The organism is Pedobacter frigoris, from assembly GCF_032678645.1.
Taxonomy (GTDB): domain Bacteria; phylum Bacteroidota; class Bacteroidia; order Sphingobacteriales; family Sphingobacteriaceae; genus Pedobacter; species Pedobacter frigoris_A.
On the sequence record NZ_JAVTSP010000003.1, the window covers coordinates 363,902 to 385,475 of the forward strand.

Here is a 21,574-nt window from a genome sequence, read left to right on the forward strand (position 1 = left end):
GATACGCATAATCAAATAACCTTAACTATTATTTAGCCCCATTTACGAAATCAACAGTCTCACCTTTTTTCATATTAAGTGAAGTAACTCCATTAACAGTAGAAGCCTTGATAGTAACTCCTTTCTGATTTTTAGCAATCAGATTTTTAAATGGCAACCTGATGTTGAGTTTGCCGCCTTGTTCTGAAGTAACTTTAACTTTTTGAGGTGTTCCGTTTGTTTTAGATGCACTGATCAAAAATGCGCCTTCAGTACGCAGGTTACTGAATGAAACATCTTTCCAGCTCTCCGGTACGGCAGGAAAAACCTGTACATAATCAGCTCTGCTTTGTAAAAGCAACTCATTCACACCCTGAGCAAAAGCAAAGTTCCCTTCCAAGGTAAATGGTCTGTAAGTAAAGCCTGAATACTGTCCGCCTTTCTGATCCCCATTTAGGTGGAAGCTGTTTGGCGAGCAAAAATTCGATGCAAAGATCTGCAATTGTTTTACAGCTTTGTCAGCCTCATAAGCACGTGCATATAAGGAAGCCATCCAGCTGAAAGAATACCCGCACCAGGCCCTTGTTCCTTTTTCTTCAAGTCGTTTAAAGGAATTATCTATCACAACCTTGTCTTCGGATTTATTCACGTCAAGTATAGCAAGAGGATAAATGGCCATATATTGCGACATGTGTCGGTGGGAGTCATTTAAATCCTGACCAGGAGCAATGGTTAATCCAGCCCCATTGCTTTCCAGTTCGGGTAGTTGTTTGTATAACCCCAACCAGTGTTGCTGCTCTGTTTTCAGGCCCTTGGCCAAACTGACTTCTGCTGCTGCTTTGAAAAGGAACTTTGCCAGACCCAGATCAAAATTACTCCAGTCTAAAAACCAGGCATTGATGCTGTTGTCGTTATATTCCGGACTGGAGCTTAAAGGTAATTTACGAACTCCTTTTTCCATCCTGGTGATGTTCTCCAAAAACAAAGCACTTTGTGTAATGTAAGGATAAGCCCTTTCATCCAGGAATTTTTTATCCATGCTGTATTTCCATTGCCAGTAAAAATGCTGTGCACACCATGCATTAACAGTAGGAGACATAGCGTATTGAATCCAGCCCCCCATAGGATGGCCGCTTACTGTAACTACGCCAGGTACGTTCAAACCTTCTACTCCAAAATAACTTTTAGTGTATTTCTTGCTTTCGCTTTTGATTTTCCAAAGCCAGTCGGTAAAAGTTTCTCCTTCCGCAAGGTGGTTTGAAGTATATGTTGGCCAGTAACTCAACTGCGTATTTAAATCGTTGTGAAAATCTCCTTTCCAGGGTGGCAGACTGCCGTTATCTGCTGTCCAGACTGCCTGTAATGTGATGGCAGGAGCTCCCTTACGGGCCACAGAACCCAACTTGTACTGTTCCAGATAATACTGTTTCTGAATGATTTGATCAGGTACAGACACAGCAGATTGCTTCCAAAAATTAGCCCACCAGTTTACGTGACTTTTTAGCAGAATACTTTCCTGTGCGGCAGAAACAACAGGCAAAGTTGCCGGCTGATCATTGCTGACGGTCCAGATACCAGAAATTTTATTTCCTGTTTTTGTCCATTTGATCATGATCTCGTAATAATGACCATTGAAAGTCGGCTGTTTATATCGGATAACATTTGAATCTTTAGTAACCGTTCCCCTGGCATAGCCCAGCTTTTGTAAGCCTCCGCCAGCATGGCTATTGTCGCCAGCTACATTTTCACTTCCCGCATAGTTATGTACAATCAACTCCGGTATTACTGATGAGTTTTTCAAATTTTCAAAACTGAATATACCCTGGTTCTGCTTTGCATGAATATAGCACTTAAACAAGGTGCCATCTTCAAATTTCACAGTGTTGATGGCTGTTTTTATATCCAGAACGTTGGAGGTGACCTTACCAAAAGAAGCAATATTGAATTCCATGGCGCCTGCAGGCAGCTTGGTAGGGTAGGTTTCCCGGTCATAAGGCTGATCTAATGTCCGCTGCACGATACCATAATTTTTCTGAAGTTTCTGCTGTTCTACCCATTTAAAATTAAATTGAGTCAGATCAGGCAATGCATTGCGTTCATCCCATAGGTCGGCCCTGTCCAGTGAAAGCCGCAAATTGCCTTTCTTTTGCCATACCAATGCACCAAGCATTCCATTGCCCAACGGCATAGCTTCGTCCCATTTTGAAGCCAGCGAAGGAAAAGAAAGATTGTACTCAGCCGAAACCTGAGCCGTAACCCGGCCAATGGAGGCAATGAGTAAAATTAAGACGATTATTTTTTTCATTTGTGTGTGTTTATAAATGGTTTAGGAAAGCTAAAGGTCATCTACATTGGATGGTATTACTAAGGGTATATTCACCAGTATTTACTTTATATTAGCATAATTCTTTTATCAATAGCAATATTATGGGAGAGTAGAGTAATAATCTTAATTGTAAGCGATGTAATGAAAGCAATCAGAACAAGTATTTTAGAGGAATATGAGAATAAGATCTACACAACAAAGACTATCAACAGACCTTTCTTTTCAACTGATTTTCATTTTCATGAAGAATGCCAGCTCGTTTACGTTATAGAAAGTGAAGGGAAGCGGATCGTAGGGGATAGCGTAGAACATTTTGAAAGCGGCGAACTTATATTTTTAGGACCCAACATCCCGCATGTCTGGCATAATGAAAAAGGACTGCTGACTAAAGATATTGCAGAGGTAAACGCCAGGTCCATCTCTGTGTTTTTTAACCCTCAAAGGCTGAATGATCTGCTGACGCAATTTGGCGATTTCAAGAAATTTGAAGAGATCGTTGTAAAGGCACGTAGGGGTATCAAGTTTTATGGAAATACCAAAACGGATCTAATAGATCTGGTTTATAAGATTACGGAAGAAAAGGATGATTTCTCCAGGATGGTCCTCCTGATCAATATTTTAAAGATGCTGTCAAAAACCAGTGAATATGAATTCCTGGCTACTTCCGGATATGTCAACAATTACAAATTAAAGGACCGCGACAGAATGGATAAGGTATTTAAGTATGTGTTCGACAATTTTTCAAAAGAAATGAATTTGGAGACCGTATCCAATCTGATTGGCATGAATAAACAGGCTTTTTGCAGGTTCTTCAAAGAGCGGACTCAAAAGACTTTTATTGAATTTGTCAATGAAGTTAAAATTGCCCAGGCTTGTAAGTTAATTGCCAATAAGGACATGCTGATTGGCAATGTGGCCCTTGAATGTGGGTTTTATACCATCTCCAATTTCAACAAATTCTTTAAACTGATGATGGGGATCACACCCAGGCAATATAGGCAGCAACTATTGTAAGTTTCGCTGAAAACCTTTAATCGCTATCTAGTATTTAATTACAATCTTCCCTATGGTTGACCCGGCTTCCAGCTGCTGATGGGCCTTTTTCAGATTCTCCGCCGTTAAACCATCCAACGTTTGTTTTAGCGTTGTTTTCAACACACCCTCGTCCAGAAGATCAGCTACGTTATTTAATATATTGTGCTGTTCAATCATGTCATCAGTCTGGTAAGTAGACCTGGTGTACATAAATTCCCAGGAGAAGCTCACACTTTTGCTTTTTAGTTTGTTGATGGCGACCGGATTGGAGGCGCCCGTAATAGAAGCGATACGACCTTGTGGTTTTATAAGTTCAGCCATGGTATCCCAGTACAGTCCGGTGTCCACAAAATCCAGGATAAAATCTACATACTGAAAACCTGCTGCGCGTACCTCATTGATCAGTTCTTTATGGTTTACCACATGATCAGCGCCTTGTTGCTCGCACCAGGCCACAGTTTCAGGTCGTGATGCAGTTGCAATTACTTTAAGGCCTGCTACCTTTTTCGCAATTTGAATAGCAATAGAGCCCATGCCACCGGCGCCACCAATAATTAAAACAGTTTTGCCTTTATCTTTTTCATTGATGCGCATGCGGTCAAACAAGATTTCCCAGGCTGTAAGTGCTGTAAGAGGAATCGCAGCCGCCGCTTCCACGCTCAGCGATTTTGGTTTTTTACCGGTGATGCGCTCGTCTATCAACTGGTATTCGGCATTACATCCATCCCGTGTAATGTCACCGGCGTAATATACCTCATCACCAACCTTAAACAGGCTTACTTCTTCACCAACAGCTTCTACGATGCCTACAGCATCCCATCCAATGATCTTTGGTGTCTCTAAAGAAACATCTTTGGCACTGTTTTGCCGTATCTTGAAATCAACGGGGTTTACAGATATCGCCGCTATTTTTACCAACAAGTCTCTGCCTGACGGACTAGGCTTCTCCGCCTCAAATTCGATTAGACTGTCTGCTGCTGTTATGGGTAGTGATGTTCTGAATCCTATTGCTTTCATTTTTTCTGAATTAAAAAACCTGAACAAATATATCAGCCAAGCCATAAACAGAGGCGCTGTTTTTTATGGTTTTTTTGTAAAGTTTTTCTGAGGAACTGATAAGGAGCTCAGGAAGTACCAAAACTGCACTTTCGGATCTTCCTGTTTCATTGAAAAAAATACTTGTATCTTTAGCATGATGAAACAGAAACGTAAAAGTTTAATAGTCTTCTTTTTAGCACTGTCCCTTTTCAGTGTTTATGGGTCTGCTGGACTGACGTCTTTTCAACTGCAGAAGACCGGCACGGAATTGCTGTGGCCTGGTAGTAAGCAAACAGTTTCATCGGCTAAGACATTTTATGATAATTTACCTAAAGCATCGATAATTGCTTGTGCTGCGGTGCAAGAACATCAGAAAGGTGCTTTGCTATTTTACAATCGTATAGTCATGGTCAAATTCAGCTGGCAAACCCAGCAATTTGAAATCATCAAAGCCAGCCTGCTGGACAATTATCATTTCCTGAAGTCTCCTGCCTCGCAAGTGGAGCCGTCGATAAGCTGATTTACTCCATGGTCTATACCAGACCTGTTTCAGCGTATTAATCACCGGGGGCCTTTTCAGGCACCTGTTTCGTCGTTAATTAATCATTAAAAAAAATGCAAAGTTTAAAAAAGGCTTTCAGGATATTGTGCCTGTCAGTGCTTATACTGTTAGCTTCATTTGGAGTTGGCTTGAGCGGGGGCATAGTTATGCCTGCGTCAAGAAAAAGAGAAGATAATCCCGTTCTTATTGAATTGGTAGAAACAAATAAAGAAAATAAAGATGGAGAGTTGAAAGAAGCGGATCAGGTTTAAATAGGTAGGGCTAACTACTCGACTGGTAGTAGACTGATCCGTAACTGATAGGAGATTGCTTCGGAAAACAGGTACCCTTTTCCGAAGCAATCCCGAAGCAGGCCTTAATCTGTTACGAAGCTGGTAAGTTGAGGAGTCATTGTATATGTCTGTTAGGATTACATCTCTTTTCTGGGGAGAAAAAATTATATCGCATTTGGCTTTTTCGAAATTTCTGAATGAACTTGGCAAAGTAGATTTGTTTTGTGTTCACTAATTAGATAACTTTGTTGTGGGAAGAGAATTTATAAGAAATATATATTATTATAAGAATTACTATTTGAACTTTTTTAATAGACTAAAGCCTGAGGTTCAAAAGAAGTTTAACTGGACATTGCAGTTGATTGCGAGTCTGGATCAGATTCCGGAAAAATATTTTAAACATTTAGCGGGATCAAATGGACTTTATGAAATTCGGGTTGAAGTGGGTTCGAATATTTATAGGGTCTTTAGTTTCTTTGATAAAGGGAGGGTAATAATTCTTATAAATGGTTTTCAAAAGAAAACACAAAAGACACCGAGAAAGGAATTGGAATTAGCAGAAGCATTAAAAAAGAGATATTTTGATGAAAACACAAAATGAGAATCTAAAATCGTTTACATCGCACCTGGACGAGCAATATGGAGTTAAAGGAACTTTAGAGAGAGAAAACTATGAGGAAGAGTTCGAAACGTTTAAATTGGGTGTGATGATCCAGGAACTTCGGAAAGCCCAGGGACTTACTCAGGGACAGCTTGCAGAGAAATGTGGGACTACCAAGACATATATATCACGTATTGAAAATGATGCGAGTGACATACGGTTATCTACATTAATGCGTATTATTCATGATGGATTAGGTAAACATCTGAAACTGAATGTGGTTTAGCAGAAATTATAAACAGGCTCCTGAAATTTTCAGGAGCCTGTTTAACTAAACACTATTGAAGTTTAGCTTCCAATAATTTATCAAGCTCTTCCTGGCTTTTCAGTCCGCTGCCCACAAGGCGCTTAATGATGCGGCCATCTTTGTCGATCAAAACTTTCGTAGGAAATGCAGATACGCTATACTTGCTCAGTACACCATCTGCTTTGTCGCCTTTGCTCTTATCGTTCAGCACATTTACCCATTCCATTTTGTCCTCATCCATTGCCGTAACCCACTTTTTGTAATTTTCATCCTGGTTATTGCTCAGCTCATTGGAAACACCGAAAATCTCGAACCCTTTGGACTTATATTCCGCATAGAGTTTTTTCAGATGTGGATGTGTAGCCCTGCATGGACCACACCAGCTTCCCCAGAAGTCGAGGAGGATCAATTTACCTTTCATAGAAGAAAGACTGATTTCTTTGCCATTCTTGTCTTTCAATGTAAAATCCGGTGCTGCAGCACCCAGGGCTGTTGCCTTAGATTGCTCAATGCGTTTCGCATAAGCCTGACCTTCTGTGGAAGCCTTGATAGCCGGCTGCACCTTGCTGAAAAACGGTTCTATTTCAGTTGGTTCCAATATCGTACGGGTATATTCCTGAAGCAATTCCATTACCGTTCCAGACTGCACGTGACTAAACAGGTATGCTTTTTTAACAGAATCTATATGGTCCTGAATTTTATAGCTCTTTTTAGTATAATTTGCTATTGCCACGCTATCCTTGTTCTTATATGCAGGAGAACCCTCTTCTTTATAGATCTTATTGCTAGTCGCATAGTATGGTGCCAGTTTCGCGGACAGTTCCTGTCTGTCATCATCCGCTTTAGAGCCCTTAACAACCGTGCTGTTTAGTTTCTCAGGTGCACTGGCAATAAGCTTTCCTTTATCGATATAGAATTCGTGCGCATAATCCTTAAGAATGCGCGTGCTCGCATGATATTTTTCTACGCTATCCGCAACTTTCAGTTGAATGATGGCTTTAACAGGGTAGGAGATCTGGCCTTTAAATGTGTAAGTGCCATTTACCAATTTAGTACTGTCTTTAATCTCTTTGCCATTTTGTTTAAATTTCAGGTAGATGGTATTGTCTACCACACGCTGGTAATCCGCAACCTTTCCGGTTAGTGTAAAAGGATTGCCAGCCTGTGCTGCTCCCAATAATGGAGCAAGCACAAGTGCAATAGAGAGCATATTTCTGATTTTCATAGGTTATCTTTTTTCTTTGTAGAACATACTTGTTATTTTTCCGAAGCCGCCGTAAGTTTTTACCGGACTGCCCAGATCGCCTGTAGGGGCAACATCGAATTCCTTGATTTTTCCTTCCGTTCCGTTATAGGTTGCGATATAGATTTTGTCCAGTGTGCGCTGTACCCTGTATTCGGTCTCATAGGCGGGCACACGGCCTACAGCAAATTTCACATCTGTAATTTGTTCGCCTGCAGCAAATGTGTAGACCAGCCTGGAAACGTCAGCAGTGTAATCGTAAAGGTATACGCGGTTGTCCGCCACATAATAGATCTGCGGAAGTTTCGTCGAACCGGCAAAGATGGTTGCCTGATTCATCTCCGGAGCAGATTTGATTTCCTGGTAAAGTGTTGCGGCTTTCTGTGTAGATATCGGGAACATCTGGTAGAAATACATTTTGCCGGCAGCGTCTTTCATCATCCAGTTGTAGTAGGCATATTGGTTGGAATAATATCCATATACACACTGTTTTTTGATATTGTTCGGGTCAAATGCACCCTGGTTTGTCATATCGGTACTGTAGGTGTTGAATGAGCCGACATTAAAACCAGCGAACCATAGAAAACGTCCGTTTTTCTGATCGTATGTAATCAGATAGGTCTGCGAAGGGATGTTTTGTCTGCCCCCGTTTGTGGTGGTGATGATGTAAGGTGCCAGTTCATAATCGCCAAGCAATGCACCCTGGAACAAGGGAGTTGAAGTTCCCCCGGTACTAAACTGAAGTTTGCCGTTTACGATCGCATAAACCGGATCGCCGCTTGACATCCCAGTAATGTCTGAAAGTTGTACAGCACCCTGTGGAGGTGTTGCCAGCAAATTGGAGAAAGGCCCGATTTCTTTGTAGGTTTCAGGATCTAATTCTACTGTGCTTTTTCCCGGCGAGGAAATAAAAATAGAAACAGGTTTCTGTATGTCCAGTCCGCGCTTATAGAAAAATCCAACCAGTTTACTTGCCGGCGTAGTGATGTGACTGCCACCATTGGCTTCGCTGTATAGGTTTTTAAAGATCTCTCCGTTCAATGAAATATGGCTAATGTCTCCACCAGCAGCTTTTTCATCCAGTACAAGCAAACCGCTTGAGTATTTAGAGGTAATGGTCATGTGGCGCTGCTGTGTGGATGTGATGCCTGTTGCGGCATCAGTCACGACATACATCAGTGTGTATCCACCTATCGGTGCAGTGATTTTTATATCCAGGTCTTTTTTGTCTGAAAGTTCAATTGCCGGTGTGTAATTGTCTCCATACATGTACCAGCGGTATTTGAATGTTCCGTTCGTTACATTCTCCTGCTTCACCGCTGGTGTGAGTTTTAACACATCACCGCTTAGAATCTCGATTTCTTTGCCGTCATTTAGCGGATCAACTATAATTTCATTGATAGGTTTCAAATCGTAATTTCCTTTGTCTTTGGTGCAGCTGGAAAGCGTCAGGCAAATGACAAAAATGTACGATATAACTTTTATATATGTTTTCATCGGTTTTAAATTTTAGGGAAGGTTACCTGATTGCCTGTCTCATCTATCATCGGCCCATTTATTTTCTCGTATTCGTACAAAGCTGTGATCACCTTGGTGTAGTAGATTTGCATTTGCGCAGATGTCGGGGCATCAGCTCCGTATCTGGCCCTGTCACCCCAAACCGTTCTACCGGTTACTTCGATGATGAACTTAAATTTCACTGCACTGTAAGCTCCGAAATAATACTTAAACCAGCTTCCAGAACCGTCCCAGGTATCGGGCTTTAAAATCTGATCCGTCAGCTTAATCAAATAACCCGGATTGTAAGTGGCGGATGCTTCTCCGTTGAATGTGCTGTTTGTTTTTGTATTCGCAATTATCAGCGGGAACTCCGCATTGGGTACAATTTCCAGGAAAATCCGGAGCTGATTGGTTTTTAAATCTGGCGTTCTTTTCAACAGCACAGCCGCCCTTGCCGTTAATTCATTTGCTTTAACTACAGTTGGCAGGATCTGATAATGCGTTCCTGCTGTAGCGTTTGTTTTTGCTGCGTTTGCCGTCAGTGGTACGATACGGTCTGTACCCGATAACTCTCCTGAAATTTTTACAGGAATATAAATCGTATCCAGCATTAAAGTCGCAGATTTTTCAGCGAAAGAATATGCTGTACTATCTCTGGCAGTCAGTTTTTCTTTATCAATATAAATTCCCGGCATGTTTTTATAAACCAGTTCTTTACTGCAGGATGTGATGCCAATAACCAGTGTGGCAAGGCACAGCAGGCAATTGATTTTATGACTTTTAATTATAGTTTTCATCTACAAATAATTTAGATTTTAATAATTAGGGGAATTTTACCTGTTGCCAAATTCGATTTCATTATCAGGCAATGGGAATACATAAGTCTGTGCCGTCATAGCTACTGCTGATCTCGGGACAGGAAGTACCGACAATCGTTTGTAGTAGAAAAACAATTGTCCCTCGGCATAAAATTCTTTATTGTATTCCTTCGCAATTTCCTGCATGCGCGTGATCTCCGTAAGCGGGGTTATAATCGTCGCAAGTGCCCTTTGGGTCCTTATTTTATTCAGCAATTCCAGCGCCTCGTTCAGGTCTGGCGTTGCTTCTGCAGCGATGTAGTACATCTCAGAAAGCCTGATCAAAGGCACCTGATTGCTGAGCTGCAGATTGGTGAGGCCATCCTGCCAGAACTTAGAACTGTAGGAATATCCGTTGGATGTTTTGATATTATACAGGTAGCGGTAATCGGTAGATCCTCCTGTAGCCACTTCAAACAGCGTATTCATAGTCGCACTGGTCAGGTAAAAGGTCTGGGTCTGGAAAGCAGTGTTCCCATCCAGACGGAACCGTATGTCAACGAGCGCCTTTGTTAAAGGTAAATTCAGGGCAAATACGTGTTCAGTAGAGAAAGTGCGGTCCTGGTTTGAACTCAGGTTGAACGTGGCGCGGTCTACAAAAGGGAACTTACCTGATCCAATTACTTCTTTGGCATACTGATAAGCTTTTGCTTTATTTCCTGCATACAGGTAAATTCTTGCTTTCAGTGCTTTTACAGCCCAGTAGTTGAAATGATTGCGCGTGTAATTGGTGAATTCATCTACGCCATCGCCTGTGTTGTAAGCGATATCTTTATATACTGAAAGCAGTTGCTCTGCTTCATCCAGATCTTTTAAACAAAGTTCTATTACCTGAGTGGTGGTACTCAGCGGGGTCACCTGCTTGTCGAAAGTCTTGATGTAAGGAATTGTATTTACCGATCCGTTATTTGCCGGTACAGGACCAAACATACGAAGCAAATCAAAATGCATATATGCCCTCAATCCCAATGCTTCGCCTTTTACCAGGTTGTAGTGGTTTTTAAGAAATACCCCTTTCGCCTGATCTACATGAGTAAGTATGTTATTTACACCACCTATGGCTTTGTACATATTGCTCCATATCGTTGCAATGCTTGCTTTTACCGTCGGCGCAGCATAGTTGTATTTGGCATGTTCCAGTAGGGGATGACCGGTAGAGGTGGTCTGATAATTCTGTCCCATGGCACTAATTGTAGTCATGGTCATGTTGTCAGCATAAAGTCCTGTACCCATTTGGAGGTAAGAACCCAGCAATGCCTGGTTAAAGCCGGCTTCTGTACTGAACATTTCATCCTGCAGTACCTGGGTTCCGGGTTTTACATCCAGCCATTTCTTGCAGGAAGAGATTCCCGAAGCAAGGAGGCAGATGAATAAAATATATAAAGGCTTTTTCATAAAGCTATAGTTTTAATTAGAATATACTTGTAGATATGTTGAACGTGAAACTGTGGGCGAAAGGATAGTCCAGTCCGCGCTCTCTTCTAATGGTAGAGACCTGGAAAGGATTGGCGACATATAACTCCAGTCTAGTATTGGAAAGTCGTGCCTGTTTCAGCCATTTCAAACTTTCCGGGAACTGGTAAGTAAAGGATACTCTGGAGGCTTCCAGCATGTATTCTTTTTGTACAAACCTTGAAGTTGCCAGCGTACTTTCCACTACAGCCTTGCCGTCCGCACTACCAATAATACCTTTAAAGAAAGTCTGGTCTCCCGGTTTTTTCCACCTGTCGCTGGATACCCTGCGGTCTACATTAAAAGTAATGTCCGCATTTTCTATGCGGTCTACCAAAGTCTGGTTGTACAGATCGGCACCCAAACGGTATGACATGTAAATGTTGAACCCGAAACCTTTGTAATCCACACCTGTACTTATGGTACCCGAAACTCTTGCCCTGGTATCGCCAACCGCAACCTTATCATTGGAATTCCAAACATAAGTAGAGTTGCCGTTTCTGTCGATGAAGATCTCCTGTCCGTTTGCCGGATCAATACCTAAACTTTTTACGACATATAAGGCTGTCAGCGACTGACCTTCCTGGTAGTAGCTCTTTGGTTTTTTCCTGTTTGGATCATTTACCGTCTGATCAATTGTATTTGCGGCATCATTCAGCTTGCGCAGGGAGTTGGAGATTTTGGTAATGGTATTTGTATTTCCATAAGCCGATAGTCCCGCTCTCCAGTAAAAGTTTTCTTTAGGTTTTTGGATGAGGTTTACGTTTACACTTCCCTGCCATCCGATATTTCTCAATGCACCAGCGTTTTCTTTATAGCTGCTGAAACCTAGTGAAGGAGGAGTAGTGATGTCCAGGATCAGGTCGTTCGTTGTGTTGTAATAAAAATCTCCGGTTACGCTAATTCTATTGTTCCATAACGTAGCATCAACTCCGGCACCGCGCTTTAAGCTTTTTTGCCATCCCAATGCCGAATTACCATACCCAACAAGGTATGCGCTCAACTGGTTCAGGTAAAACTGGTCGGAATAGTAGTTATAAGTACTTAAGGCCATGTAAGGAGGGAAGTTCTGGTCGCCCGTAGTACCCACAGAACCGCGGATCTTAAGGAAGCTCACAAACTTCACATCCTCCATAAATTTTTCCCTGTGGATATTCCAGCCCATACCCGCCGACCAGAATGGCGCGACACTTCTGTCTTTACCGAACTGCGAAGAGGCATCAAGACTGACAGAAAAATCGAGCAGGTATTTATTGTCGTACGCATAGTTGGCATTCATCCTTCCGCTAATCAGGCGGCTGATGCCCTGGCTTCCCGAAGGTCTGGTTGTCGTCGGGTCGTATTTGCTGGCAAAGATGAGCTCAGCTACTTTTTCATTCGGAAAACCGATTACAGAAGTATTGTAAGTTTGTTCCTTACCCTGATTGGCATTCATGCTACCTGTCACGAAAACCAGGTTTTTATTCCATGTTTTGCGGATGTCAAATCCGAAGTTGGCATCTATCAGGTCAGTTTTACCCGTGCTTTTATTATACTTTCCGCGTTCGGTGATAGGTAGTGATTCAAAAGCCGTGTTTCTGGCCGATAAATAATAATCTGAAGAGGTATTGTTGTGCGTGTAACCAACACCACCCATAAAACGCAGCCAGTTCAATACCGACCATTCAAATCTGAAGTTGTTGGTAAAGCCCAGTTGCTCATTGAAATTTTTGCTTGGCAATACTGCATTGTAAAGCGGGTTTCCGTAATAAGCATACAGCACCCCGGTATTGTTTCTCCTTGGATCACCCAGGAACCTGGCAAACTGTCCGTTTTCATCATATGGCGACCAATATTGGTTGAGCTTAGTATAATCGCCAAAACTGCCATAAGGGCTATTTGTCCCTTTTACATTGTTGATGCTCAGGTCATTTGCAAACAGCAATTTAGAGTTGCGATAAGTAAGCGTTACGCCTCCGCTGGTGCGGTCACGTCCCGAACCTTTCATGACTGCCACATCGTTCTGGCTGCTCAGATTTATCGCATACCTAACTACCTGGTCACCACCTTCAAGGTAAAGGGAATGGTTATTTCCATAGCCGGTTTGCAAAGGCTGAGATAACCAATAGGTATCTACTCCGCTGGTCACTGCCTTCAATCGCTCATTGTATTCTGCATCACGCACAGTTTGCAGGTACGGCCATGTACCACTATCCTTATAAAAGCCAACTTCCTTTTCAAATGCCAGCTTTTCAGAAGCGTTTAGCAGGTCGTAGCTGCTTAGGTCAGGTGCGGTTACGGTAATACCACCTCTGTATGATATTCTTACTGAACCTTCTTTAGGCTGACGCGTATCTATAACCACCACACCATTACTGGCCCTTGAACCATAAATAGAAGTTGCCGCAGCATCTTTCAGGATGGTAATGCGCTCTACTCTGTTCATGTCCAGGTCAAAGATCCTTTGCAGGGTCACCTGAAATCCATCCAGTACAAATAAAGGGGCATTGGGTTTATCTCCATATACATTTCTCAGCGTTGCAGAAGAGTTTGCAGATGCATTCTGGTCAGGAAAATTATTCTGGCCTCTCAGTTCTATATCCGGTAATCTGTTTGGATCAGATCCCAGGTTGATGTCTTCCGGAAGCCTGAACGAAGGATCAAGGATACTGATCGCCGCAAGGATATTGTTTGGTGCCACTCTCTTTAGTTCTTCTGCAGTAATGGTTTTTGCAGATCCTGTAAAGTTCTCAACAGGTCTTTTGTAGATACCTGTGCGCACTACCACTTCATCCAGGGAATTATTCTGTAAGGTGAGTCTGATGACAATTTTCTTTGTTTTTGCATCTATTTTATAGTCCCTGGAATCGTAGCCTACATAATTGATCCGCAATACTTTTACCGATTCAGGAACATTGATGGAGAACTTTCCATTCTGGTCTGTATAGGCTTTGATATCGGTGCCCACAGCCACAATTGTCGCATTTGCCAAAGGGATCTCCCCATCATCTGAAATTACAGTTCCTTCAATTGCCCATGCACGTTGTGAAACAATCTGTGCGCTCGGAACGATATTCTTTATGATGATCGTCTTCTCCTCCACGGTGTAGGTGAGGGGTTGGTTGCCAAAGCATATCCTTAGCACTTCATTGATCGAAGCTTTGTTTACACGTATGGTCACCGGGTCAGCCGATCGGATTAGCTTGGTATTGCCAATGAAATCATATCCCGTCTGATCCCTGATCGCTTTAATGATCTTTTCCAGCGGGGCAGCTTTTTCATTCAGGGTAATGGTCTGTGCATTGGTAGCGGCACTTACCTGAAGTAGGAATAAGGTAATTATGAGTACGGTTAATTTCATAATACGCAATAATTGGTTGTTTATATAGCTACCGTATTTCGGCCTATATAGATAGTAAAATTTCATACATTTGTTTAGTTGGGTTTGTTGAATCTTGTTTGCACATTATTTAATAGGACAATCCAATATTTGCCGGTTTTCGATGGCTGTCGAAAACTGGCTTTTTTTTGTGATTGTCATTTTGAAAGTAAAGGTCTATTTCATCACGACAATCCTCCTTCCTTGTATTTTAAAGTGAACTTCTCCTGATTCTTCGAGTATGTTGATTAAGGCGGATAAATTTTTTGAACGAGATAGTGCTCCAAGGAATGATACACGAGGCAGCTTGTCCTGATAAACCACCTCTACATCATACCATCTCGATACTTTACGCATGATGCTTTCCAGGCTTTCATCATTAAAGATAAATAAGCCATTTTTCCAGGCCACCACATCTTCAGTGTCTACAGTCTGAACTTTGATATTACCGTTGGTAGTTACCATAGATTGTTGATTGGGGCGCAGCATTATGCTATTTGTCATCCCGAGTTCCGAGGGATCTGGATCCTTCGCATTCGCTCTGGATGACAAAAGAGAAATCACACGCACTGATCCTTCCAGCAATGTAGTTCTTACTACTCCCTCATCAGCATAGCTGTTAATATTGAAATGCGTTCCGAGTACTTTTACTTCCTGTCCATTGGTTTTGACAACAAATGGATGGGCTTTGTCCTTGGATATTTCAAAGTAGGCTTCGCCGCTCAGCTCAACTTTCCTTTCCTGAAATGAAGAGAAAGTTGTGGGGAATTTAAGGCTTGAAGCAGCGTTAAGCACTACTATGGAACCATCCGGTAAGTTTACAATATGCTGGCCTCCACGCGGAGTTTCTATTGTGTTGTATTCTGGTTTGGTCTCATGGCCCGTATTTTCTACGGTATAGACCAATTGTCCGTCTTTTGTTTTTGTGATGCGTACGCCTGCTTGTTTCGCAAGTTCTCCGTTAACGGCATCTGTAAGAACAATACGCCTTCCATCAGCAAGGGTGAGCAAAGCCTTATTGCCTCCAGCTTTGACATCATTGACCAATACCGGATTTTCTGACTTGATTTTTGCAGGCTGACTGGTGGTGTTGAAGAAATAAACACCAAGCAAGATGATGGCTACTGCCGCAGCAATGGCTATCCTGAATGTTCCTGAAGACCATAGTTTCGCTTTCCTAACCGGAGTTTCCACCACACGTTCCTGCTGAATGGACTTCCAGATGAGCTGTCTGTCTTCTTCAAGCTCTGCTTCAGTCATCTCAAAACGGTGTTCTTTATTGTATTGCAGATACCAGCTTTCCAGAAATGCGATATCTTCAGCGCTTGCTCCGCCTTTTTGATATCTATCCAGTAATTCGTGTAATGCTTTATTTTCCATGCTATTGTCTGAGTCCATTTGTGCTCATTAATAGTAAGGAAAGTAACTAAGCCCTAACAGGTAGAAGAAAACGAAAATAATTTTTATTGGTTCATGATGAACCACAAATAGACAACAACCCCGAGCTTTGTTTTTAGGATTTTTATGGCATTGGTGACCTGCTTGCTGACTGTTTGTTCAGATATATCCAGCTTTTCAGCAATTTCTTTATGGCTAAGGTTCTCTTTGCGGCTCATTTCAAAAACCTGGCGCATTTTCGGGGGAAGTAATGCAATCTCCTGTTCTATAAATTCCCGGAGTTGTTTTTCCCTGATCAGGTGATCCGTAACTACTTCACCCTGTAGGGAAAAGTCTTTTATGGAGTCGAAATATTTTTCCTGTACCTGTTTGTGTACCACCCGGTTCAGTATAGCATTACGTACCGCTCCGTAGAGGTATCCCGACAGGCTGCTGGTAAAAGTAATCGTCTCTTTTTTTTGCCACAAGTAAGTAAAAACTTCCTGGATGATGTCTCTGGCTTCCTCTCTGTCACGAAGTTTATTTACTGCATGACTATGAAGAATGTAATTGTATCTGGCAAAGATCTCAGTGTATGCAACTTCATCACCCTGCTTTAGAAAAGCAGCCAGTTCCTGATCCGTATACATGCTGTAATCAGCCATTTCCATTTATCCCCTTGAATGTAAAGTTAGTGTTTTTTACAAAACAAACTTATGTATTATTTTGCAATGTGCTGTATCCCGATGAGATAGGCTTCTGGCCGCTATGTGCTTGTATCTTCTAGGGTATTGCTCCGTATCTTCTCCGTTGTTGCTTCGATTGGGATCGAAGCAACAACGGAGGAGCAGCGCAGAAGCACCGGAGTTGATACGGACGCATACCAAACACAGGACAAACGGAGGAGTTGACGATCAGTAATGTCACTTGTCTTAAAAATTTTAATTAGTTTAGCTGTTGTAAACTTTTAAATAATGACAAGACGATTTTTAACTATTTTCAGCCTACTTACACTATTCATCTGCGGGTATGGCACGGCGCAGCAGAAGGAATACAAATCATGGAATCCGGCAAAAGATACATTGAATGTGATACAGGGGAGGGGTTGGTCCAGCGGTTTTAAAAGCGCTTATGACCGTTTGCCTGCGGCGGCTGAAAAAACAGTAAGAAAGGCGGTATGGAACTTAGCTGAGAATGGTTCCGGGTTGTATCTGCAATTCCGGACTAATGCTGAAGAGATTGTCGTTAGATTTAAGGTGACGGGTGGAATGTCAATGCCTCATATGCCGGCGACGGGGGTGAGCGGAGCAGACCTGTATTCAAAAAATATTGACGGGAAGTGGCTTTGGTGTGCAGGCAGTTATTCCTTTGGCGATACTGTCAGCTACAGGTTTACCAATATTGCTGGCAAAGACCAGCACGTGGCCGACAGGGAATATCGGTTATACCTTCCTCTATACAATACGGTTAAATGGATGGAAGTAACTGTTCCAAAGGAAGCTACATTTAAACCGCTTCCGGTAGGCAGAGAAAAACCTATTGTAGTATACGGGACTTCCATAGCTCAGGGTGCTTGTGCCTCAAGACCGGGAATGGCCTGGACATCAATCCTGGGAAGGAAATTGGACAGGTCGATGGTTAATCTCGGTTTCTCTGGTAACGGAAAACTTGAGCCTGAGGTGCTTGATTTTGTTACTCAGATAGATGCTAAACTATTTGTCGTGGACTGTCTGCCTAACCTGACGGGAGGGATTGGAGATGCGGTTCTGAACAGGAAAATTGTTGATGCCGTGAAACAAATCCAGACAAAGAGACCTGGGACGCCGATTTTATTGGTTGAGCACGACGGCTATACTGATGGCGAAATGCAACCTCGCAGAAAGAAAGATTACGAAAATGTAAATCGGGTAATGAAGCTGGCAGTTGACTCGCTGACAAAAGCAGGGGTTAAAGGATTATACTTACTTTCTAAAGAAGAAATAGGGCACGATATTGAAAGTATGGTAGATGGTACACATCCAAATGATCTTGGAATGATGCGGTACGCAGAAGCTTATGAGAAAAAGATCAAATCTATTTTTAATGAACCTCAGGGGAATATTTCAACAACGATTCCGGTAACTCAAAGACGGGACGCAAGTAGCTACGACTGGGAAACAAGGCATCAACAGGTGTTGGATTATGGGAAAGCAAACCAGCCCGAACTTGTTTTGATAGGCAACTCTATCCTTCATTACTGGGGTGGAGAACCTGCTTCCTCGAGAGCGAAAGGACAGGATGCCTGGACTAAATATTTTGGTGGTGGAAAGGCCATGAACATGAGCTTTGGCTGGGATAGGATAGAAAATGTATTGTGGAGAATTTATCATGGCGAACTGGATGAGATCTCTCCGAAGAAGATCGTACTCATGATCGGGACTAATAACCTGGATTATAATACCGACGAGGAAATAGTGCAGGGATTGAAGTTCTTAATAGACGCGATTAAAATAAGAAAGCCTTCCGCTGATGTAATCTTGATGGGGATTTTGCCACGCCGTAAAATGGAGCAGAGAATCGCTGGACTCAATAAAAAGATAGCTGTAATTGCAATAGGCAACAGATTAAAATATGCCGACGCTGGGAAACTTTTCCTGAAGCCGACTAAGGAGATTGATGAATCCCTGTTTTCTGATGGCTTGCATCCAAATGCTGTGGGTTATGAGAAACTTGGTAATTTCATTAATCAACAGATTAAAAAGTATTGATAAAATATTTGATCTCTTCTTGTGATTACAAATAATTAAATGCAACTTTGATGCAATTGTGAAAGATAGCATCAAATATTCATTTCTGTTGGCGCATAGGGTAATCTCTGTATTCCTTGTACTGATCTTCCTATCGCTATCAGCTATCCAGGTATTCCATCACCATGATGGTCATGGGTTGTTGCAGGAGAAAGGAAAAAGCCAGTTCCACGCTTCTGAGAAATGTGATATTTGTGATTATTTTGTCCGCCACCATGGCAAGGTCATCCATGCTTTTACGCCCATTGTGCTACTTGTAGCGCTGGCTGAAGCAATCACAATTGATACTCCCGTTGATGCAGGCATATGTAAGTTTGCCTTACCTGGTTTTAGCAATAGAGGGCCACCTTACTTCGCTTAGACCAGCTTTTACGCTTTATTCTTATTCACGGGTATCATTTCTTTATTGAAAATGATGGCTCCGTGTATGTGCATCATTACTTCTTCATACATTATGAAATTTATTTCTATTCTATTTTTTTGCCTTTTTGTCTGCGACAAATTGAATGCCCAGGTATACCCCTTGACCGGCCTGGTGCTTGATAATGAAGGGGCTGGACTGAAGGGAGCTTTAGTCTCCATTTCAGGATATGAAAATACATTGCACACGGATAAAGAAGGAAAGTTTTTTGTCGATGGACTTCAAATAGGTAATCACCAGGTAATGGTGTCTCTTGAGGGGTACTACGCACAAAAATTACTGGTCAATATTCAAAATCGGCAGACTTCTATAAAGGTGGTTATGAAAACCTCGGATCAGCAATTAAAAGAGGTGGTGGTAGAACATAGCCTCATAGCAGCCCGGCGACAGGAAGAATCCATGAACATAGAGGTGGTCGGGATTGAGTTCATACAACGGAACCTGGGGGGAAGTTTGATGAAAACGCTGGAGCGCTTGCCTGGTATCAAAACGATAGGTATTGGCTCGGGACAGTCGAAGCCCCTGATACGGGGATTGGGGTTTAACCGGGTCGTGGTGGTAGATAAAGGTGTGAAGCATGAAGGCCAGCAATGGGGAGCCGATCATGGACTGGAGATAGACCAGTTTGCAGCATCCGAAGTGGAACTGGTAAAAGGCGCGGCTTCTTTTATCTATGGTTCGGACGCTATAGGCGGTGTAATCAATGTAAAGCCTGCCAATGCACCGCAAAAAAACACCTTGGGTGGCTCAATAGACCTGATTGGCAAAAGTAACAACAACCTGTATGGAACTTCTGTCAATTTATTTGGCCGAAAGGAACATTGGTTTTTCGATACCCGCGCCACTTATCAGAATTATGGAGATTATAGTGTGCCTACGGATACGGTATTTGTATATGATTACGCTGTCAGGTTGCACAACAGGCAATTGCGGAATACCGCAGGCAGGGAAACAGGGTTACATCTGACCACGGGCTACGCAAAGGAAAATTTCAGGTCTGTATTTTACTTCAGTAACATTTACAATAAAAGCGGCTTTTTTGCCAATGCGCATGGTCTGGAGCCCAGAAGGGTAAATACTGAAATGCACGATGCATCAGCCCGGGATATTCAGATGCCCAATCAGCAGGTGAACCATTTTAAAGTAGTCAACCGCAGTGACTATAGGGTCGGGATACATCAATTGGAAATGCAGCTGGGGTACCAGCGGAATTTTCGGCAGGAATTCAGTCAGTACGTAAATCATGGATATATGCCGCCTGTTTACCCTGACGGTTTATCGGCATCGCCAGAGTTGGAAAGGGAATTTGACAAACGGGTTTATAGTATAAATCTGAAGGACATGATCTCTCTGGGAAATCATCAGTTTACCGCAGGCTTCAATTCGGAATATCAAGACAATGTCATTGATGGCTGGACTTTTTTAGTGCCTTCTTTTAAACAAGCCACCGCGGGCATATTTTTATATGATAAGTATAAGATCGCTGAGAGAGTTTTGTTGCACGGCGCGCTGCGGTATGATCATGGACAGATCAAGATGTTTAAATATACGGACTGGTTTAATTCTGAGCTTACAGTCGATGGTACGACAACCTCGGAGCAGCTGATCAGGGCAAATGATTTGAAGCGTAGTTTTAACAGCCTGGTATGGTCGCTGGGTTTAAATTATAACCATGAGCAGTTTCTGCTGAAGGCCAATGTGGGTAAAAGTTTCAGGATGCCTATTGCCAAAGAACTGGGCGCAAATGGGGTCAACTATCATTATTTTAGTTATGAGAAAGGCGACCCAACATTATCACCTGAGCAGTCGTACCAACTGGACCTGAGCTTGGGCTGGAATGAAGACCGCTGGTCGGTACTGATCAGCCCATTTTACAACTACTTTCCAAACTATATTTACCTGAACCCCACAGCAAACCATGACTTTTACTATGGTGCTGGCAACCAGATTTTCCAATATGCCCAAAGCGAGGTAATCAGATATGGCGGGGAACTGCAGCTAAAATACAAGATATGGAAAAGCCTGAATGCTGAATTTTTAGGTGAATACTTGTTTGCCAGACAGATTTCGGGAGATAAGAAAGGCTATACGCTCCCTTTCTCGCCTCCGGCCTCTGCTTTGTTTAACCTGACCTGGTCGCCGGAGTCTGTGCTTAGGCATTCTTATTTGTCTGTTGACTACCGGCTTACCGCAAGGCAGAATAACATTGTGCCGCCAGAAAAGAAAACATCAGGTTACGGACTGATTAACCTTCAGGCCGGTGCTAAACTCAACATTTCCGGGCAACAGCTGGCGCTCAGTTTTCAGGTGCAAAACCTGTTGAACACCCGTTACCTGAACCATACCAGTTTCTACAGGCTGATTGAGCTGCCTGAGCAAGGCAGGAATATGGTCTTGTCTTTAAAGATCCCCTTTAACATTTCATTAAAACAAACAGAAAAATAAAACTCATTAATACAT

Annotated in this window: 17 protein-coding genes; 8 read left to right on the forward strand and 9 right to left on the reverse strand. The window is 42.5% G+C overall.

All coding sequences use genetic code 11. From position 1 onward, the window contains the following. Positions 1–28: 28 nt before the first annotated feature. Entirely contained in the window at positions 29–2,284 is a 2,256-nt protein-coding gene (locus R2Q78_RS12030) for a glycosyl hydrolase family 95 catalytic domain-containing protein (protein ID WP_316792176.1), read from the reverse strand. Positions 2,285–2,446: 162 nt separating this feature from the next. Between R2Q78_RS12030 and R2Q78_RS12035 the strand changes: the two genes are divergently transcribed. Next, positions 2,447–3,319 (forward strand): AraC family transcriptional regulator, encoded by an 873-nt coding sequence (locus tag R2Q78_RS12035; protein ID WP_316792178.1) that lies wholly within the window; start codon positions 2,447–2,449, stop codon positions 3,317–3,319. Positions 3,320–3,346: 27 nt separating this feature from the next. On the opposite strand, the gene R2Q78_RS12040 is transcribed toward R2Q78_RS12035, so the two are convergent. Beyond that, positions 3,347–4,357, reverse strand: a complete 1,011-nt coding sequence (locus tag R2Q78_RS12040) for a zinc-binding alcohol dehydrogenase family protein (protein WP_316792180.1) — start codon at positions 4,355–4,357, stop codon at positions 3,347–3,349. A 175-nt stretch (positions 4,358–4,532) separates the two neighbouring features. Between R2Q78_RS12040 and R2Q78_RS12045 the strand changes: the two genes are divergently transcribed. The 4 genes from R2Q78_RS12045 (at position 4,533) to R2Q78_RS12060 (ending at position 6,099) form a co-directional block, all read left to right on the forward strand. Continuing rightward, positions 4,533–4,898, forward strand: coding sequence for a hypothetical protein (locus R2Q78_RS12045; RefSeq protein WP_316792181.1), 366 nt, complete (start codon positions 4,533–4,535; stop codon positions 4,896–4,898). A gap of 95 nt (positions 4,899–4,993) precedes the next feature. Next, entirely contained in the window at positions 4,994–5,191 is a 198-nt protein-coding gene (locus R2Q78_RS12050) for a hypothetical protein (protein ID WP_316792183.1), read from the forward strand. Between the two features lie 271 nt (positions 5,192–5,462). Then, positions 5,463–5,813 (forward strand): type II toxin-antitoxin system RelE/ParE family toxin, encoded by a 351-nt coding sequence (locus R2Q78_RS12055; RefSeq protein ID WP_316792185.1) that lies wholly within the window; start codon positions 5,463–5,465, stop codon positions 5,811–5,813. After that, positions 5,797–6,099, forward strand: coding sequence for a helix-turn-helix transcriptional regulator (locus R2Q78_RS12060; RefSeq protein WP_316792187.1), 303 nt, complete (start codon positions 5,797–5,799; stop codon positions 6,097–6,099). Before R2Q78_RS12055 ends, R2Q78_RS12060 begins: the two co-directional genes overlap by 17 nt. A 52-nt stretch (positions 6,100–6,151) precedes the next feature. On the opposite strand, the gene R2Q78_RS12065 is transcribed toward R2Q78_RS12060, so the two are convergent. The 7 genes from R2Q78_RS12065 to R2Q78_RS12095 all read right to left on the reverse strand — a co-directional run bounded on the left by R2Q78_RS12065 (position 6,152) and on the right by R2Q78_RS12095 (position 16,572). Further along, a complete protein-coding gene (locus R2Q78_RS12065) occupies positions 6,152–7,345 on the reverse strand; it encodes a TlpA disulfide reductase family protein (RefSeq protein WP_316792189.1) in 1,194 nt (397 codons plus the stop codon). 3 nt (positions 7,346–7,348) lie between these two features. Further along, the gene (locus tag R2Q78_RS12070) at positions 7,349–8,860 is read right to left on the reverse strand and encodes a PKD-like family lipoprotein (RefSeq protein WP_316792191.1); all 1,512 of its coding nucleotides are present in this window, start codon (positions 8,858–8,860) and stop codon (positions 7,349–7,351) included. Between the two features lie 5 nt (positions 8,861–8,865). Then, complete coding sequence (locus R2Q78_RS12075; protein WP_316792193.1) at positions 8,866–9,660, reverse strand: DUF4843 domain-containing protein; 795 nt, start codon at positions 9,658–9,660, stop codon at positions 8,866–8,868. 36 nt (positions 9,661–9,696) lie between these two features. After that, entirely contained in the window at positions 9,697–11,115 is a 1,419-nt protein-coding gene (locus tag R2Q78_RS12080) for a RagB/SusD family nutrient uptake outer membrane protein (protein WP_316792195.1), read from the reverse strand. A 16-nt stretch (positions 11,116–11,131) separates the two neighbouring features. Next, entirely contained in the window at positions 11,132–14,512 is a 3,381-nt protein-coding gene (locus tag R2Q78_RS12085) for a SusC/RagA family TonB-linked outer membrane protein (RefSeq protein ID WP_316792198.1), read from the reverse strand. Between the two features lie 195 nt (positions 14,513–14,707). Next, on the reverse strand, positions 14,708–15,928 hold the full coding sequence (locus R2Q78_RS12090; protein ID WP_316792200.1) for a FecR family protein: 1,221 nt from the start codon (positions 15,926–15,928) through the stop codon (positions 14,708–14,710). Between the two features lie 65 nt (positions 15,929–15,993). Continuing rightward, complete coding sequence (locus R2Q78_RS12095; RefSeq protein ID WP_316792202.1) at positions 15,994–16,572, reverse strand: RNA polymerase sigma-70 factor; 579 nt, start codon at positions 16,570–16,572, stop codon at positions 15,994–15,996. 309 nt (positions 16,573–16,881) lie between these two features. Between R2Q78_RS12095 and R2Q78_RS12100 the strand changes: the two genes are divergently transcribed. The 3 genes from R2Q78_RS12100 to R2Q78_RS12110 all read left to right on the forward strand — a co-directional run bounded on the left by R2Q78_RS12100 (position 16,882) and on the right by R2Q78_RS12110 (position 21,559). Then, a complete protein-coding gene (locus R2Q78_RS12100) occupies positions 16,882–18,654 on the forward strand; it encodes an SGNH/GDSL hydrolase family protein (protein WP_316792204.1) in 1,773 nt (590 codons plus the stop codon). Positions 18,655–18,712: 58 nt separating this feature from the next. Further along, on the forward strand, positions 18,713–19,054 hold the full coding sequence (locus tag R2Q78_RS12105) for a hypothetical protein (RefSeq protein WP_316792206.1): 342 nt from the start codon (positions 18,713–18,715) through the stop codon (positions 19,052–19,054). Positions 19,055–19,147: 93 nt separating this feature from the next. Continuing rightward, positions 19,148–21,559, forward strand: coding sequence for a TonB-dependent receptor (locus R2Q78_RS12110; protein ID WP_316792208.1), 2,412 nt, complete (start codon positions 19,148–19,150; stop codon positions 21,557–21,559). Positions 21,560–21,574 lie beyond the last annotated feature (15 nt).

Coding starts and splice junctions, on each gene's coding strand:
- R2Q78_RS12060 (WP_316792187.1), top strand. CDS start 5,797: ATGAAAACACAAAATGAGAATCTAAAATCGTTTACATCGCACCTGGAC.
- R2Q78_RS12085 (WP_316792198.1), bottom strand. CDS start 14,512: ATGAAATTAACCGTACTCATAATTACCTTATTCCTACTTCAGGTAAGT.
- R2Q78_RS12050 (WP_316792183.1), top strand. CDS start 4,994: ATGCAAAGTTTAAAAAAGGCTTTCAGGATATTGTGCCTGTCAGTGCTT.
- R2Q78_RS12035 (WP_316792178.1), top strand. CDS start 2,447: ATGAAAGCAATCAGAACAAGTATTTTAGAGGAATATGAGAATAAGATC.
- R2Q78_RS12030 (WP_316792176.1), bottom strand. CDS start 2,284: ATGAAAAAAATAATCGTCTTAATTTTACTCATTGCCTCCATTGGCCGG.
- R2Q78_RS12095 (WP_316792202.1), bottom strand. CDS start 16,572: ATGGCTGATTACAGCATGTATACGGATCAGGAACTGGCTGCTTTTCTA.
- R2Q78_RS12090 (WP_316792200.1), bottom strand. CDS start 15,928: ATGGACTCAGACAATAGCATGGAAAATAAAGCATTACACGAATTACTG.
- R2Q78_RS12070 (WP_316792191.1), bottom strand. CDS start 8,860: ATGAAAACATATATAAAAGTTATATCGTACATTTTTGTCATTTGCCTG.
- R2Q78_RS12065 (WP_316792189.1), bottom strand. CDS start 7,345: ATGAAAATCAGAAATATGCTCTCTATTGCACTTGTGCTTGCTCCATTA.
- R2Q78_RS12045 (WP_316792181.1), top strand. CDS start 4,533: ATGATGAAACAGAAACGTAAAAGTTTAATAGTCTTCTTTTTAGCACTG.
- R2Q78_RS12110 (WP_316792208.1), top strand. CDS start 19,148: ATGAAATTTATTTCTATTCTATTTTTTTGCCTTTTTGTCTGCGACAAA.
- R2Q78_RS12100 (WP_316792204.1), top strand. CDS start 16,882: ATGACAAGACGATTTTTAACTATTTTCAGCCTACTTACACTATTCATC.
- R2Q78_RS12080 (WP_316792195.1), bottom strand. CDS start 11,115: ATGAAAAAGCCTTTATATATTTTATTCATCTGCCTCCTTGCTTCGGGA.
- R2Q78_RS12075 (WP_316792193.1), bottom strand. CDS start 9,660: ATGAAAACTATAATTAAAAGTCATAAAATCAATTGCCTGCTGTGCCTT.
- R2Q78_RS12040 (WP_316792180.1), bottom strand. CDS start 4,357: ATGAAAGCAATAGGATTCAGAACATCACTACCCATAACAGCAGCAGAC.